Source organism: Paenibacillus sp. FJAT-27812 (assembly GCF_001273905.1).
In the GTDB taxonomy this organism is placed as follows: Bacteria; Bacillota; Bacilli; order Paenibacillales; family Paenibacillaceae; genus Pristimantibacillus.
This window is the reverse complement of the sequence record NZ_LIGH01000001.1, coordinates 2,249,757-2,266,875: the sequence shown is the minus strand read 5'-3', so window position 1 is coordinate 2,266,875 and position 17,119 is coordinate 2,249,757. Positions and strand designations below refer to the sequence as shown.

General features: G+C 50.9%; 12 protein-coding genes. 4 read left to right on the top strand and 8 right to left on the bottom strand.

The window, feature by feature from the left end; genetic code table 11:
• Positions 1-371: 371 nt before the first annotated feature.
• From ADU23_RS09760 to ADU23_RS09750, 3 genes are all read right to left on the bottom strand, one after another.
• Positions 372-1,355: a LacI family DNA-binding transcriptional regulator gene (locus tag ADU23_RS09760; protein WP_053373566.1), complete on the bottom strand. Its 984-nt coding sequence runs from the start codon at positions 1,353-1,355 to the stop codon at positions 372-374.
• Positions 1,356-1,433: 78 nt separating this feature from the next.
• Complete coding sequence (locus ADU23_RS09755) at positions 1,434-4,826, bottom strand: GH36-type glycosyl hydrolase domain-containing protein (protein WP_053373565.1); 3,393 nt, start codon at positions 4,824-4,826, stop codon at positions 1,434-1,436.
• Between the two features lie 16 nt (positions 4,827-4,842).
• Positions 4,843-6,999, bottom strand: coding sequence for a glycoside hydrolase family 3 N-terminal domain-containing protein (locus ADU23_RS09750; RefSeq protein ID WP_053373564.1), 2,157 nt, complete (start codon positions 6,997-6,999; stop codon positions 4,843-4,845).
• 535 nt (positions 7,000-7,534) lie between these two features.
• On the opposite strand from ADU23_RS09750, the gene ADU23_RS09745 reads away from it, so the two are divergent.
• The 4 genes from ADU23_RS09745 to ADU23_RS09730 all read left to right on the top strand — a co-directional run bounded on the left by ADU23_RS09745 (position 7,535) and on the right by ADU23_RS09730 (position 11,748).
• Positions 7,535-8,773: a sugar ABC transporter substrate-binding protein gene (locus ADU23_RS09745; protein WP_053373563.1), complete on the top strand. Its 1,239-nt coding sequence runs from the start codon at positions 7,535-7,537 to the stop codon at positions 8,771-8,773.
• A 97-nt stretch (positions 8,774-8,870) separates the two neighbouring features.
• Positions 8,871-9,758 (top strand): carbohydrate ABC transporter permease, encoded by an 888-nt coding sequence (locus tag ADU23_RS09740; RefSeq protein ID WP_053373562.1) that lies wholly within the window; start codon positions 8,871-8,873, stop codon positions 9,756-9,758.
• Positions 9,759-9,777: 19 nt separating this feature from the next.
• Positions 9,778-10,626, top strand: coding sequence for a carbohydrate ABC transporter permease (locus tag ADU23_RS09735; protein WP_053373561.1), 849 nt, complete (start codon positions 9,778-9,780; stop codon positions 10,624-10,626).
• A gap of 126 nt (positions 10,627-10,752) precedes the next feature.
• Entirely contained in the window at positions 10,753-11,748 is a 996-nt protein-coding gene (locus tag ADU23_RS09730; protein WP_053373560.1) for a DUF1835 domain-containing protein, read from the top strand.
• A 62-nt stretch (positions 11,749-11,810) separates the two neighbouring features.
• On the opposite strand, the gene ADU23_RS09725 is transcribed toward ADU23_RS09730, so the two are convergent.
• The 5 genes from ADU23_RS09725 to ADU23_RS09705 all read right to left on the bottom strand — a co-directional run bounded on the left by ADU23_RS09725 (position 11,811) and on the right by ADU23_RS09705 (position 16,906).
• Complete coding sequence (locus ADU23_RS09725; RefSeq protein WP_053377554.1) at positions 11,811-12,740, bottom strand: MBL fold metallo-hydrolase; 930 nt, start codon at positions 12,738-12,740, stop codon at positions 11,811-11,813.
• A gap of 276 nt (positions 12,741-13,016) precedes the next feature.
• Positions 13,017-13,268: a GlsB/YeaQ/YmgE family stress response membrane protein gene (locus ADU23_RS09720; protein ID WP_053373559.1), complete on the bottom strand. Its 252-nt coding sequence runs from the start codon at positions 13,266-13,268 to the stop codon at positions 13,017-13,019.
• Between the two features lie 123 nt (positions 13,269-13,391).
• The gene (locus ADU23_RS09715) at positions 13,392-14,465 is read right to left on the bottom strand and encodes a sensor histidine kinase (RefSeq protein ID WP_053373558.1); all 1,074 of its coding nucleotides are present in this window, start codon (positions 14,463-14,465) and stop codon (positions 13,392-13,394) included.
• Entirely contained in the window at positions 14,462-15,136 is a 675-nt protein-coding gene (locus ADU23_RS09710) for a response regulator transcription factor (protein WP_053373557.1), read from the bottom strand. The genes ADU23_RS09715 and ADU23_RS09710 overlap by 4 nt, the downstream gene beginning before the upstream one ends.
• Before the next feature lie 21 nt (positions 15,137-15,157).
• Complete coding sequence (locus tag ADU23_RS09705; RefSeq protein ID WP_053373556.1) at positions 15,158-16,906, bottom strand: ABC transporter ATP-binding protein; 1,749 nt, start codon at positions 16,904-16,906, stop codon at positions 15,158-15,160.
• Positions 16,907-17,119 lie beyond the last annotated feature (213 nt).

Here is a 17,119-nt window from a genome sequence, read left to right as displayed (position 1 = left end):
AACGGATCTCCTGTCCACCTAATACGCCTAAATAGTCAAAATGCAAAAATAACGGAACTACAGTCCTCTCATTACACATTCATGTGCTGAGATTCATTAGAAAGAAGAAGATCTTCCACGTTCGGACTGATCAACCATGGGTATCCATTCATTTCAACAAACATTAAAAAAGTGTCTGGCACAAAACCGAGATACGGAATAAGACGGTCTCAACATCAATTGAAAAAGCCTCCAACCACACCTTGAAAGTGTAGTTGGAGGCTTAGCATTCTTATGATTCGCACTTGAACGGCGGACGAAAGAAACGATGATAAGGCTGTGGGACAGCCTCCCCTCTCCGTTCCGTTCCTTTCCTTCCTGCCGTCATGTTTTTACTTAACCGCTCTGACTGAATTTCCTTTGATTAGCGTCACATATATCCGTTCATGCTCCACGGCATCTCCGCTTATAAGCTTAATGAGCTGCTCGGCAGCAAGAGCGCCCCATTTGCGCTTCGAATAATCAATCGTGGATAGGCGCGGCTGCGTATAAGAAGCCAGCTCCATGTTATCAAACCCTACGATATGAATATGCTCGCCAATCCGGATGTCCGGATGATTCGCCGCCAAATAATTAAACATGCCAATCGCCATTTCATCATTGAAGCAAAATACAGCCGCAGAGACGGAGCCGCCGCTGCTATCTGCCATAATTCGCGCCGCTGCCCGTTCGCCTGCCGACTTATTGAAGTCGCCCTCAATGACGGTAAGCTTAACGCCCGCTGTCCGCTCCGCTGCTTGCGTAACCGCCTGCAGCCGCTGCTTCGAATCATACGAGCCGCTAGGTCCTGTTACCGCATAGAGCGTCCGATGGCCTTGCTCGATTAGATATTCCGCCGCAAGCCTTGCTCCCGCCTTATTGTCGAGCAGCACCTGATTGATGTTCGGATGCAAAAGCTCTCGGTCCAGCACAACGAGCTTATGCCCGCGATCCGCGTAGCTCATCAGCTCTTCGCTGCCGAATGTCTCGTCCAGTATAATGGCACCGTCGATCATTCGCTCAGGCAGCATCCGATGGGATTGCTTGCCGCTGCATACAATGAGGTCGTAGCCCTTTTGCGTCAGAATCTCCTTCGTTCCTTGCAGGAGATCGCCATAGAACGCTCCGCTGAAGTCGGTAAGAAAGACACCGATAATTTTCGTTTCTCTCGTCTTGAGCGATCTTGCAGCAGCGTTCGGGACATAATCCAATTCCTTGGCGATTGCAAGTATTCTTGCAGTCGTCTCGTCCGTCACCTTGGGGCTGCCGTTAAGCGCGTAAGATACCGTCGAGATCGAGACCCCCGCTTGTTTAGCGATATCCTTAATACTAACCACAGCACTCGCTCCTATCTATCATTGTTCCTTCACTATATCACAAAGACTGGCGGTACTTGGATACCGCCAGTCAGCTTCTTACATAAAAATTTCTATCCGGTTGGATTCCGTATTCAGGCTTGCTTTCAATAGCTCCTCGGAGATTTGAACGCCCCCTGTACGATAGCGGTTAGCCGAGTGCTTAAGCGGCGTATCCTTGCCGTTAATTGTCACTTTTGTTACCTGCTTCGCATCGCTTAGCCGGTAGACGAAGGTGATCGGCAAGCCATTCCACATAAAGTCGAATAACATGCCGTCAAGCTTGGACGGCAGAATCGGATCGATGACCAGCTCGCCCTCTAACTGGCGAATGCCGAGTGCGTTGGAAATCAACTGATTCATATAAATGCCGGGGCCGCTTGAATAAATCCGCCAGCCGCCTTTAACCGGCACCGTGCCGTCACGTAATTCCCCGAAGCGATCCTGCGCTTCATAACGGTTATTGAACTTGCCGTCAGAGCTGCTGAAATACGAGTTGCTCTGGCGCAGCTCTGCATTTGGAACGACTTCGCTAAGGCCAACTGGATTAATCATGAGCAGTCCTTGCCATACTTCATCCGTCTTGCCAAGCTTCGCCATCGCCTCTACGTAGCGGATATGGGCATGTACGTATTGCAATCCAACCTCACGACCGAAGTTTGCCGCCTGCTCCGCCCGCTTGAAGTTCGTGCTTACGCCGCCTGCATACTGCGCAGGACGATCCATCAGCCGCACGCCGTCCGGGCAATACAGCTGTTCTTTAATAATGCGGTAATGCTCAGCCGCTTGCTCTTCTGTAAGCAGCTCGCTGATCATGCTGCGCGTCATTGGGAGCAGACGGTAATGAATGCCTGTAGTCGTATCCGTAGGGTGAAGCATCAGCTTCGCATCCCCCGGCTCTTCCATGTAAACGAAGCCCGGAATAACGTCCTGCTGAAGCATGTATCGGTTGAAATCCTCTTTGATCGCAGATGCCAGCTGTGTAAGCTCGGCTGCCTGCACCGCATCAACGGCTTCCATTACGCGTCCAAACTGCGCAATCACCTGATACGTCAGCGCTACCGTCCAGCTGCTGATCATATATTGCTTCAGCTGCGCATTCGCCGGTTGAAGCGTATCGTCCCAATCGCCGTCGCCATACGAAGACAAATGCGTATCGTGCAGGAAGTGATCCTTCATATAAGCGATTTCCTTCAGCGCATGCTCGAGCAGCGTCGCCGATTCCGTCGTGAAATCACCCTTATGGCGAACCGTGTATGGTACGCGCTCCTGCAAAATGCTGTAATCCTTCGTTGCGGCAAGGTAATCGCCCAGCACCTTCAGAGGCCAAACAATAATATCGCCATGGCTCTCTTCCTGCTGAATGCGGAAGTAACGGTCGAACATGAACCATTGCGGCCAGTTGCCGTCATCTTCATATTGATGCGAATAGACCGTTTTGAGAATTTCCGCAACCTGCTCATATTTGCGCATCGCCATGAAGTATTCCGTTGGGCCCTGGCAAACATCGCGCGTTCCCCATGCCGCGCCGCCGTATTGCTCCAATCCGTGAGGGACGGAATAATGGACGAGCATATTGTGCGTGTACCACCATGCCAGCGCGTTTACTTTGTCCAGCTCGGCTGAAGACTCTTCGGCACCCTCTTTGGAAAGCTGGAAGCCATTCATGACATGACGGAAAAATTCACGGTAACGCTCGATTTCCAGCTCCGATTTCCGTTCTACGATCGGCAGATCCTCACCATGCAACAATCCCTGCATCGTAATCGTCCACTCTGCGCTGTCGCCAAGCTGAAGCACAACTAGCGATGCTGCACCAGGCTTAACGCCGCTGATAAGCAAGCTTTCATCGCCTGCTGTCATATCCGCCCCGTCTACCGTCATCCGGTATTGCAGATCAGGGAAGACGGATGTGCTCATCGATTGACGGTCTGCCTTAAACGTAAGCACGCCATCCGCTTGCTCCATATGGAATGGGAGCTCATATTCATTGTTGTTCATCGACACTTGGTTCGTCACGAGGAAGCGATAAGCTTTCCCGTTAACCGAACGCAGGTGGAGCCGCACTTCCGGCGTATCGACTGTCGTGTAATTCGTAATAATAATCGTGTCATCTGCCATTTTGTAATACCAACGGGCATAGTTGAAGCCGATCTCGAACATCGATGGCATCGTAAGCAGGCGATACTTGCCGTCCAATTCCACGTAAATGCGCTGGCCCGACGTCTTGAGCGTATTCAAAGCGCTGCGTGCATTCGTGAACAGCTTGTGGAAGTTCGTATTGCCTGCTAGCAGCTGCGAGTTGAAAATCCCATACATATATGAAGTGGTTGTCATGACGTTCTCAGTCATCTTGTCATTGCCGCCGGACATGAGAATATGGCCATGCGGACGTTCAACAAGCATTTCTTTTTCCTTCAGCACGACATGCTCATGGCTATCGGTGAAGAAGGAGAGCAGCTTGCCGCCTTGCCATTCTTCCTGATGCCGGAAAGGGAAGTAAGCGATAATCTCCGCCTCAGTCATAGCTGTAGCAGATAATGGCGAACCGATTGCAGCTGCAACTTCAACTTTCGCTGCCGGCTCAGTTGCCGATGCTAGATCAGCCTCCCTCGAGCGCTCACTTTCTTCCCAAGCCTGCTGAACCTCCGCACCAAACTCTAATGCATCGACTTCGGAAGGATGATTGGGCTTGAACAAGCCGTAAAATACGAAACGCGCTTCACCCTCTAGCAGGGTAAGCTGCGATTGCAGCGCCGCATATCCGAATTCGTATTGGTATACTTCATTCGCAAGAGCAGGCTTGCCAAGCGCTTCCGGCACATCCGTTTCCTTATAGCTGAGGCCGAAGAACTGGAAGCCGTCCGTCGAATAGCCAGCCGAACCCGTAAGGGAGCCATGCTGCATATATGGGAACGCGCCGCCCTGCATCGGCTGATTCTGACGGAAGCAAAGCACATAACCTTGCTTCTCGTCTTTGAACGCCTTATGGTCGACATACTGCGACATATATGCCTCGTTAGTCCGTACCGCGCCGATATCGGCAAGTCCGATGTCTTGCCCGTAGATGATGTCGATCTTCGCTTCGCTTCCATTCGAATCTACGGTTACATCCCAAAACCAGATGCCCTGTTTTGTCGCGGTGAAAAGAACACGGTAGGAGATACCGCCAAACGCAGTTCCCTCCCATAATAAACGTCCGCCCGCTGCCGACATGCGGCTGGATGAACGAATACCGAGGAGCGGCTCGTAAGAAATCCCTTCCGCATCATGTTTACGCATATAAAGGTTATTAAGCGATCCATCAACCGAGCTTGCCACCACTTGATTCAGCATCGTTCCTTGATGAACGGCTTTTGCAAGATCTCCGCTGCTTAGAAAGTCAAACGTCAGCTCTCCCGCCTTGATTTGCACGGCATCCATCGCTTTGGACGCATCGATTACAGCTTTCATTCTTATCACTGCCTTTCTACTTGCTTAATTTGAATTTGAGCGCCGTTACATCCCGGCTATTAGGCCCGATATAAAGTTCAAAGTCGCCAGGGTCGCTGGCAAAGGTAAGATCAGCATGATAATAACGCAGCTGTTGTTCCTCCAGCGCGAAGGAGATTTCCTTGCTCTCACCCGGCTGCAGCATCACCTTGCGGAATGCCTTCAGCTCCTGCAGCGGACGAACGACATCGCCCGCCATATCTCGCACATACAGCTGCACGATATCCTCGCCTGCGCGAGCGCCATTGTTCGTTACGGTTATTTTTACATGGAGCGGCTCCGAAGCACTCAGCTTATCCGCTGACAACTCCGCACCCGTGTAGGCAAAGGTCGTGTATCCAAGCCCGTAGCCAAACGGCAGCAGCGGTTCATTCGGAATGTCCAAATATTGCGATACGTATCTTACCTGGGCATCCGGTGCGCCTTGCGGGCGTCCGGTATTGAAGCGATTATAATAAACAGGCACTTGGCCTACCGAATAAGGAAATGACATCGTCAGTCTTCCCGTAGGCTCAGCATCGCCGAACAGCAAATCCGCAATGGCTGCGCCGCCTTCTGTTCCCGGGAACCAAGCTTCCAGCACCGCGTCGGCTTGATCAATAACGCCGTGCAAATCAAGCGGCCGCCCGTTAAACAAGACAGCGACCATCGGCTTGCCAAGCTGCTTCAGCTTGGCAACCAGCTCCAGCTGCACCTGCGGCAGCTGGATATTGGATCTGCTGCCCGCTTCGCCGCTCATGTCGGAATGCTCGCCCAGCGCCAGCACAAGGATATCCGCTTCGCTCGCCGCCGCAAGCGCCGCCTGCATCTGCTCGTCCGTCGCGGCTTCAATGCCGCAGCCTTCGACCACAGAAAGCAGGGACGCATCTACCTTGCCGCCGATGCCCGCAGCCAGCTGAATTGCCTCGTCCTTGGAGCCAAGCCAAGACCAAGGACCAAGAATATCGCCGTTAGCCGCAAATGGGCCGATTAACGCTATTTTCTGTTCACGTCCAAGCGGCAGAACACCGTCGTTTTTTAAGAGAACGCATGATTTAAGCGCCAGCTCCCGCGAAGCTTCACGATGGGCTGCCGAGCCTACGATTTCCTGCTCAAGCTCCGCATTCGCCCCGCGGTATGGCCGTTCGAACAAGCCAAGCTTTTGTTTAAGCTCTAGAATACGCAGCACCGCTTCATCAATCAGCGCAATGTCAATCTCATTCGCCTCGATAAGGTGCTGCAAATGGTCGGCGTAACAGGTCGTCATCATCTCGATGTCCACGCCCGCTTTGATCGCTTTCATCGCCGCTTCTGCCTCATCTGCCGCAACGCCGTGCGGGATAAGCTCTTTTACCGCGCCCCAGTCGGAGATCATGACGCCGTCAAAGCCCCATTCGCCGCGAAGCAGATCACGCATTAACCATTTGTTCCCCGTAGCGGGAATGCCGTCTACCGTATTGAATGCCGTCATGACCATCTCGCAGCCTTCATCAAGCGCTGCTTTATAGGAAGGCAAATAAAACTCGCGAAGCTGACGTTCCGATAAATCGACCGTATTATAGTCGCGTCCGCCCTCCGCAGCTCCATATGCGGCAAAGTGTTTCACGCAAGCAGCGACGCGGCTGATGTCATTCGCGAGGTCCTTCCCTTGGAAGCCTCTTACGAACGCTCTCGCGAACTCGCTGTTCAAATAAGGATCTTCGCCTGTCGATTCCATCACTCTGCCCCATCTAGGGTCACGCACAAGATCGACCATAGGCGCGAACGTAACGTGTACGCCGGCCGCCGCTGCTTCCTTGGCAGCAATCTCAGCGCTTTGCTCTGCCAGCTCCAAGTCCCATGAGCAGCCTATCGCCAGCGGCACGGGAAAAATCGTTTTGTAGCCGTGGACGATATCGGCCATTACTAATAGAGGTATCCCTAGGCGATTGGTCTCCAAATGCTGCTTCTGGACGTTAATGACATCACTCGCGCCTGTTAAGCCGAGCACCGAGCCCGTATTGCGCACCGTTTCCTCCGTTATGCCCATCTCCGCCATCGGTCCGGTTATTTGACCATCCGCACCTTGAAAGAAAGGCGCTGCCAGCTGAAGCAGTTGGCCGATCTTCTCTTCAAGCGTCATGAGCTTTAGAAGCTCAGCGGGTTGCTTTTTCATATCCGTGTTCCTCCCTCGTTGTAGCCGATCAGATCCATCATGCTTATCGTTAATGTTTGCAGGTCTGTCTATCTTTACAACACAACTCTATTTATTACCCTATGTTTTATGCAATCGAAACGTTTCTATTGACTCCTAGTTTGGATTATAAACAATTCAAAAAGAGTCGTCAATGACTGTTTCAAATAGGATAGAAACGTTTATATTACCAATAACCGCCTATTTTCGTTCAATAAAAAAGGCTTGAATACGATTTCAGTTTGATCTATAATGATGTCGAAACGTTTCGAATAAGTGTGGCAATCGGCTTTAAGAGTTTTACATGGGGATTTATTTTGTCAATAGAAACGTTTCACCACATTCAAAAAGAAATCATATATACATGTGGCGAACGTTTTTGCTTCAGAAGATGTGTGCAGCATCTTGCTTGTCAGATTCAGCATTGTCGCTGAAATCGGCAACCACCCTTGTGCATAACTTGCACTTATTCACTGCATAGTACTAACTAGAATCATTTACACGGGAGGAATATTTTATGTTTAAGAAGTCGGTAACCGTACTAACCAGCTCCGTGCTGCTTGTTGGAGCGCTCACTGCTTGCGGCGGCAATAACACGGATAAAGCAGAAGGCAAAGTTACGATCAATGTATGGGGCATGGGTGAAGAAGCCAAGGCCTTGCCAAAAATTGCTGAGCAATTCGAAAGTGAGAACCCTAACATTAAAGTCAATGTACAGGCGCTTCCTTGGGATACGGCGCATGATAAGCTGCTAACGGCTGTCGCTTCCAAAAAAGGCCCGGATGTCCTGCAAATGGGTACGACATGGATTCCTGAATTCGGCTCTGCTAAAGCGCTTATGGACCTGACTCCTTACATTGAGCAATACCCTGAGCTGGCTGAAGAGAACTTCTATCCCGGATCAATTACAACGACTAAATATGACAATGCGACTGTCGGCGTGCCTTGGTATATCGATACCCGCGTTCTTTACTACCGTACAGACCTGTTGAAGGATGCTGGCTATGATCAGGCTCCACAAACATGGGACGAGCTGAAGGATGCAGCAACGAAGCTTAAAGCTCGCGGCAAAAACAAATACGGCATCAGCCTTGATGTGAAAGAGCAATCGCTTCTATTCATGTTCGCGCGTCAAAACGGCTCGAAGCTTATCGAGAACAACAAGCCGTTGTTCAACCAACCAGAGTTTGTTGAAACCGTCGACTATTTGAACAGCTTCTTTAAAGACGGTTCTGCTCCAATCGATCTTGGCATGGACATCATCCCTGCGTTTAAGGGCGATGGCATTCTGCCAATGTTCATTAGCGGTCCTTGGATGATTAAATTGATCAACGACCAAGCGCCTGAGCTTAAAGGCAAATGGGCTACAGCCGTGCTTCCTAAGAAAGAAAACAACCTTTCTTCGCTTGGCGGCTCTAACCTATCCGTATTCCAATATACCGAGCACAAAGAAGAATCTTTGAAATTCCTAGCTTACATGAGCAAGCCTGAAACGCAGCTGAAATGGCTGGAATTGTCGAACTCCCTTCCTTCCACGAAAAAAGCTTGGGAAAACGAAGCTTTGACTTCTGACCCTAACTTGAAAGTGATTGGCGAGCAAATGAATAACTCGGAGCCAATGCCGATGATTAAACCTTGGGAAGAAATTGCTCAAAACGTTCTATCTACGTTCGAGAAGATTTACCGCGGTAATTCAGACGTGAAGAAAGAACTGGATAACTTCAATACAAAGGCTGAGCAAATACTGAATAAATAATGATCGCCCCTGCCGGCAGCGCTTCTGAAACGGATTCGCTGCCGGCTCCATTAGGAATGGATGAAGCCAGGCGCTCATAGCAAAGGAAGGGTCGTATATGAAAGGGATCTCTCAGAGCAAGGCACCGTATTTCTTTATCGCTCCAACGCTTATTTTACTTACCTTATTCTCATTGTTGCCGATCCTAGTAGCCTTGATAATAAGCTTTACGAATATGGACTTGGCGGGCCTCGCAGACTGGTCCAATATTTCATTCGTCGGATTCAAAAACTATGTAGAAGTGCTGGCCGATCCTATTTTTGTAAAAGCCATATTGAATACGTTGTTTTACGTGATTATCGGGGTTCCCCTCGTTATCCTATGTTCGCTAGCTATTGCGATCATGATTAATTTTGGCGCGAACCGTGCATTTAAATTGTTCCGTGTTGTCTATTACATGCCGTCGGTTACGAACGTGGTTGCCGTTGCGGTCGTATGGGGCTTTCTCTACAACCCTGCTTTTGGTCTACTCAACTATGTACTCGATTCGATCAATCTGCCTACCGTTCCTTGGCTGCAAGATCCGATTATGGCCAAGATATCACTTATTCTGATGGCGGTATGGAGAGGGATCGGTCTAAATATGATCATCTTTATCGCTGCTCTCCAAGGCATTCCGAAGTCTTACTACGAGGCAGCGCAACTGGATGGAGCTAGCACTTGGAAGCAGCTTATCCACATTACGATTCCGATGCTTCGCTTCGCGATCTTCTTCGTATCCATTACGACGATGATCGGCTGGCTGCAATTTTTCGAGGAGCCATTCATCATGACAAACGGCGGCCCGCTCGACAGCACGACTTCCGTGGCGCTGTTCATTTACCAAAACGGCTTCCAGCTTAGCAACTTCGGATATGCGGCAGCAGGATCGTTTATTCTGTTCATCGCAATCATTATTATCACGCTTGTTCAATTCAGATTCCAAAGCAAAGAAACGGATCTATAATCTAACGGAGGTGTAATGGATGAGTTCGCAAACAAAAGCGTCAAGCGCCTCAAGCGGCGAAAAAGCGCTCAAGTGGATACTGGGCATTTGCCTCGCGGTCGGCGGGGTATTGGTCATCCTTCCTTTCGTATGGATGATCCTTTCTGCCTTCAAGCCGGAGGGCGAGATTCAAAATATCCCGCCTACCCTGCTGCCTGAGCGTTTTACAACGGAAAACTTTGAAAATTTGTTCGAGAATATGAACTTTGGCGTCTATTTGAAAAACACGCTAATTATCGTCTTCTTCTCCTTTATCGGCTTGTTCCTGAATGCGATGGCCGGATTCGGCTTTGCGAAATATAAATTCAAGGGCAGCAACAAATTGTTCTACATCGTGCTCGCTACGATGATGATCCCGGGACAGGTTACGATGATTCCGGTCTACCTGATTCTAAACGAGATGCATCTCACGAATACGATGATCGGCGTTGTGCTTCCTGGTCTGGTCGGGGCGTTCGGCATATTCCTGTTCCGTCAGTTTATGTCCACCATACCGGACGAGCTGCTCGAAGCAACCCGTCTTGACGGTGCAAGCGAGTTCCGTACCTTTCTGCAGATCGTGCTTCCGATCTCGAAGCCTATTCTCGCGGTACAAGGCATTCTTGCTTTCATCGGCGGATGGAACAGCTTCCTGTGGCCGCTCATTATCGCCAACGACGAGAAGCTGTACACCCTCTCGGTGGGCTTGTCCTTGCTGAAAGGACAGTACGGCGGCAACTATGCGCTGCAAATGGCTGGCTCTACCTTTATGGTCGTGCCGATTATTATCATCTTCATCTTCTTCCAGAAGCATATTATCGAGAACTACGCGATATCAGGCATTAAATAATAACAGCAGGGGCTGTCCTAATGGGTCTGTATAGACCTTTGAGGACAGCCCTGCTTCGTTTCATGGCAAACCGGTTGCAATCGGGCTTGTTCTCCTCCAAAATCAACCTATAAAGGAGGCGGGTTGATGCTTCATATTGTTAACGGTGATTCTGTGGGCACCACGCTCAAGGAGAGCGGCGCTTTAGGGGATATTCTCGTTTGGCGAGAAATCTATACGGCAGGTCCTGTATTCGCGCAGCCTGAGCTGCCGGCTAATCGTGCTGCAAGAGGACAATATTTGGAGGAAGCGCTCGGCATTCCGCAGCAGCTTTGGCGCGAGGGCTCGGAAGAACAAGAGAAACGATTGGCAAACCTCCAGCTATACGACGATGTGGTACTGTGGTTCGAGCATGATCTGTTCGATCAAACGATGCTCTGCTGCTTGCTCCATAGTCTTGCAGGGCAAGACCTTGGCGATACGAAGCTTCATCTGTTAAGCATCAATCAATACCCGGGCATTCCGATCTTTCATGGCCTCGGCCAGCTACCCGCTGGGCAGTTGTCAGGCCTGATCGGCACTTGGCAAGAAATAAGCAGGGAGCAGCTTCATCTTGGCAAAAAAGCATGGGAGGCCTATACGTCCTCGTCTCCCGAGGCGATCGCTGAGCTGCTTCAAGAGGATACGTCGGCCCTTCCCTATCTGCATGATGCCCTGCAGCTCCATTTGGCACGCTTCCCTTCAACCCAGAACGGCCTTGGCATCGTGGAGCAAACTACGCTAGAGCTGCTCTTAAGCGGCAGCGAGACGCCCCTGCAGCTCTTCTCAGAGACGACTGACAAGCTTCATGCGCTGGGCATGGGCGATATCGAATATTGGCTATGCTTGCGGCGCCTCTCGCAAGGCTCTCACCCGCTCATTACAATGGAGGGCAACGCAAAGATCCCAACGCTAAATGACTCGCCGCAAGCATTCTTGCATGTAAAGGTTGGCTTAACCCGTCTAGGTGCTGACGTTGCTGGTTGTCATGCCGATTGGATAAAGATAAGCGGCATTCATGGATGGTACGGCGGCGTGCTGCTTGAGGGCAATAGCCCGCTGTGGCGCTGGGACAACCGGCGATCCACAATCGTACGCTGCTAAGCGGCAAGAAGAACAGCCTGCCGGTTTCATCCGGCAGGCTGTTCTTCTCTTATAGATACGCTCTAGCGCCACCAAGCCGAGGATGGATATGCCGCTGCCTGAATGAACACAGTCTCGCCTATTTTTGGAGTGGAAATGCGCGCATTACGTTCCTTGGCTGCCTTCATGGCACGTTCCACCGGATCGGTCCAATCATGCATCGCCAGTGTAAAAGCGCCCCAGTGGATCGGAATCATAACCTTCCCCCGTACGTCCAAGTGAGCTTGCACCGTCTCTTCGGGCATCATATGGATCGCAGCCCAGCGCTCATCGTATTGACCGCATTCCATCAAGGTCAGATCAAACGGGCCGTATTTATCGCCGATATCCTTAAAGTGAGGACCATAACCGCTGTCGCCGCTAAAAAAGATTTTAGTTGCGCGCCCTTGAATAACCCAAGAGCACCAAAGCGTAGCATCGCGATCCGTAAGGCTTCTTCCAGAGAAATGTCTGGCTGGCGTGCATGCCAGCTGCAGTCCTCCATACGAGAACTCGTCCCACCAATCATGCTCATCTATTATTGCGGGGTCGACTCCCCATTTGACCAAATGCGGGGCAACGCCAAGCGGAACGATAAACCGTTTCACCTTGTCCTTCAGCTTCACGATAGAGCCATAATCCAGATGATCGTAATGATCATGCGATATGAGCACGGCATCGATCATGGGCAGCTGCTCGATTTCAAATGGCAGCTTGTCGCTGTACCTTTTTCCGCCAAACAGAGGAAACGGAGAGGGGACGCTGCCAAACATGGGATCAAGCAGCAGCGTATGGCCCTCCAGCTGAAGCAGCGCTGCGGAATGGCCGAACCACGTCAGCTTGGGCTGCGGCTCCTTGCCGAAATACACCTCGCTAAGCGGCTCAATCACAACCGGCTTGCCCGGTCTAGCCTTTGGATTTCCCTTTACGAACTGGACAAGCATCTTCAGCTTCTCGCTTGTCGTTGTCTCCATCTTCGTAGGAACCGGATTTATAAACTTTTTGCTGGCATATTGCCTCGAGAGGCTAAGCTTCTGCCTGCGCTCCTTCGACTGGCTTGCGCCAAGAGCAGGATAATAGCGCAGCATCAGGTAAACAAAAATGACAAGAGCAGCGATGAGACTAATGATTATAAGCATTTCTTTCGACCTCTTTCATCTCAGCTTTTGAACGCAGAAAAACCGCTATCGAAGTATACGTTACACCTTCGACAACGGTTTTATCAAGTTTACATTGCGTAAAGCTGTTGTCTAAGCTCTTCTTACCCCGCGCATAATGGCGCTTAATAGAAGAACGACTACAATTGCTCCAATAATTGCCGGGATTAAAGCAAAACCGCCCATCGTCGGACCCCACGAGCCCAAAAGAAGCGTACCCAGCCAAGCACCGATGAAGCCGGCGATAATGTTGCCGATGATACCTCCCGGAATGTCACGGCCTGCAATCAAGCCGCCTAACCAGCCAATTATACCGCCAACGATTAATGTCCATAAAAGTCCCATATTTATTGCCCCTCTCTGTACTGTTATATAGCTATGATTAACCTCTTATGACCGTTTTGAAACAAAGCGGCGAGGTGTAATTTGTGGTAAAAGAGGGGAAGGTTTTTCTTTAGGCGTTATCGCTTACTTTGACATATAAACGGCTGGCAGCGTCACCTCGAACATAGAGCCGCTGTGCAGGCTGCTCTGTACCTGAATCTCGCCATGATGCAGCTCGACGATTTTTTTGACGATAGACAGCCCAAGCCCGCTGCCATCTGCCGTCCGCGTGCGCTGCTTATCGCCCTTGTAGAAGCGCTCGAACATCCGCAGCTGATCCTCCGGTGCAATGCCAATGCCGGTATCTGCAACTTGTACCTTCATTTGATCTTCCGTACGCTTAAGCACAACCTTCACATTGCCACGGGCAGGCGTAAACTTGATCGCATTATGAATGAGATTGACCCAAACTTGGCTAAGCATCTCTTCATTCGCTACGATCTCCGCCTCCTCCAGCTCGAGCTCCATCTCCAGCTCCTTCTCCAGCCACTGCGGCTCGCACGCCAGCACGATGTTCTCCAGCTGCGTATCAAGGCGATAGCGCTTCGGATCAACCTGCTGCTGCTCGGATTCAAGCGTAGTCAGCTTGAGCAGATTATCGCTGATTTTGGATAGCCTTGTCGTTTCCTTCTCGATAATCGACAAATAATGCTTTTGCTCATCAGGGCTGAGGCCCTCGCGCTGCAAAGTGCTCGCGAAACCGCGAATCGAAGTCAGCGGCGACTGAATCTCATGCGATACGTTAGAGATAAACTCCTGACGAAGCATCTCCACCTGCTTCAGCTCATGCGCCATATCGTTAATCGATTGGATAAAGTCTCCGATTTGGCCGTGATACTTCTTATCGCGGTCGAGCATAATATTGAAATCGCCTTTGGCCATCCGCTTCAGCGCATCCATCATTTCGATCCAAACCGCCCGCTGCTTCGGGCGAGTCAGCAAATTAATGATTGCGATCAGCACGAACAGAAAGAAAACGCCCAATCCCCAGTTGATGAGCTGCAGGATGTACTCCGGCAAGATCACGTCATGCCTTGCATAAAACCATTTTGTGAGCCAGAAGGCCAGCGAGAACGCGAGCCCGCTAACTACAAATATCATCGCCAGCGCGCCTACGAATCGCAGCCCAATCTCAAATTTCGTTAAATGCCGCTTCATTGGAGCGCCTCCAGCCGGTAGCCGAGCCCGCGAATCGTACTGATCTTAATCGAAACCTGCCAAGTCTCGAAGCGCTCCCTTAAACGGTTAATATGCACGTCGAGCGTCCTCTCGTTGCCGTCAAAATCATACCCCCAAATCGCTTCGATCAGCTGATTCCGCGTATGCGTGCGGCCCAGATGGCTGACGAGCATGAACAGCAGCTCAAATTCCTTCGGAGGAAGCGTCATATAATCCGCATGAACCTTCACTTCGAACGTCTGCCGATCCAGCATCAGCTCCGCCACGGACACCTGCTGGGAAACGGCGATCCGGTAACGTTTGAGCAGCGCCTTCACCCGAACGGTCAGCTCGGCTGGATCAAACGGCTTCACCAAATAATCGTCCGTTCCCAGATTGAAGCCCTTCACCTTATCGCCCATCTCGCCCTTTGCTGTCAGCATGAGCAGCGGAATGTCATAATGTTTGCGAAGCTCCTGGCATAGCTGCCAGCCGTCCATGTTCGGCATCATAATATCCAAAATGACCATGTCCGCAGGCAAGGCTTCCATCTGGGCAAGCGCCGATTTTCCATCCGGCGCCTCCTGTACGATTAATCCTTCCTTCTGCAAAATAACGCACACAAGCTCCCGAATATGCGGATCATCGTCCACAACAAGCACATAGCCCATCCCTGCACCCTCTTCCGCTGCTTAAGAAGCTGTTTTGTTCATGCGAAGCTGGCCGTTGGCGAATTCCCGGTACATCGTATGGCTCGCATACAGCTGCTCATGCGTTCCGGCGCCAGTAATGACGCCCTTCTCTAGGAATACGATGGAATCGGCATCCACGACCGTCGACAAGCGATGTGCGATTACGACCGTAGTCCGCCCGACCATCAAGTTTTTCAGCGCATCCTGCACGACTTCCTCCGACTTGCTGTCCAGATTCGATGTCGCTTCGTCCAGCATAAGAATATGCGGGTCTCGCAGCAGCGCCCTTGCAATCGCAATCCGCTGCCGCTGGCCGCCTGAGAGCTTAATGCCGCGCTCCCCTACCTCTGTTTCATAGCTATTAGGCAAATCCTCGATAAAGCCGTCTGCATAAGCCATTCGAGCAGCTTGCTCGATTTCCTGCTGGGAAACTTCATGGTCCAGCCCGTAACACAGATTCGCTTTAATGGTTCCCGCGATGATCGGGCTCTCTTGCGAAACGTACCCGATCTGGCTTCGCCATGAACGAAGCGAAGCATCCTTAATATCCTTTCCCCCAAGCCGTATCGCACCGGAGGTTGGATCGTAGAATCGCTCCAGCAGCGAGAACAGCGTCGTTTTGCCGCTGCCGCTCGGGCCGACGAGCGCCGTTACTTTTCCCGCTTCAATCGTGAGGCTCACATCCCGAAGAATCGGCTCCTCCGGCTTGTAAGCGAAGGATACGTTATCGACCTGCAGCGTTTGGTTCATTTCGGTAACGACGTTGCCGCTTTCTTGATCTTCCTCATCCGCTTCCAAAATGCCAATGATGCTCTCGGTAGCTCCCATCGCCTTCTGGAATTGCGTAAAGAACTGGGCAATTTGCGTAATCGGCAGCATGATTTGGAACAGATACATGATGAAGGCGACCAGCTCGCCGGCCGTCATTGCGCCAGACGACACCTGAACGCCCCCAAAGCCGATTAGACAGACGAGCAGCAAGATAATGATAAACGATACGAGCGGAGATATAAGCGCCTGCATGCGGGCTTCCTTTAGGCCAAAGCCGAACAGATTTTGGATGCCCGTACGTCCTTGTTCATATTCGACAGGCTCGGAGCCGGATGCCTTCACAAGGCGAATTTCGGATACGACGCGGTTGACGACGGAGGTAAAGCGCGCGTTCTCCGCCTGCGTGTCTTTGGAGATGCGGTACATTTTACGGCCGATCGGCACCATAATTAAAGCGGCGACCGGGAACACGGTCAGCATGATAAGCGTCATCTGCCAGTTCATATAGAACAAGATCGACAATGCGCCAAGAATGGACAAAATCCCTGTAAAAAATCCAGTTACATGCTCGGTAATGAGACCCTTCAGCAGCGCTGTGTCATTCGTTAACCGGCTAATCGTATCGCCTGACGCTTTGTTGTCATAATACGGAACTGGCAAGCGCAGCATTTTGTTCCACAGCCGCTCGCGAATGGACGATACGATCTTATTGCCGCTGTAGTGCAGCAAATAAACGGATACGCCGCCGGACACCACCTGGGCAATAAAGGCGACTGCCATTCCGACGACCTGCGCTGTGCTTAATGAACCTAACGAAAAGCCGTTCACCATATTTTTTGTGAACAAGGGGATCGTGAGTCCGACAAGCGTCGTAATGACGCTAAGGACAATGGCTATCGTTAACATGACCTTGGGAGGATTTGTCTCCATAATTAGGGCAATGAACCGCTTTACATTGCCGTTCTTTTTATCCTTCATCGGTATTCACTCCTATTTCTATTCTCTATTCTCTCCACCACGCTTCCTACTTTACCTTGCCTGTTTAAACGCAGTTTAAACGATGGCGAAAAGGAGTGCACGGCAAGCCATCTACACGCATTTGGGAAATTGAGGTAAAATAAAACAATTACGGTTCGGCGGTTCGGCGGTTCGCCGTTTCGCTGCAATGCCGTTCCATCATACCACCATTAG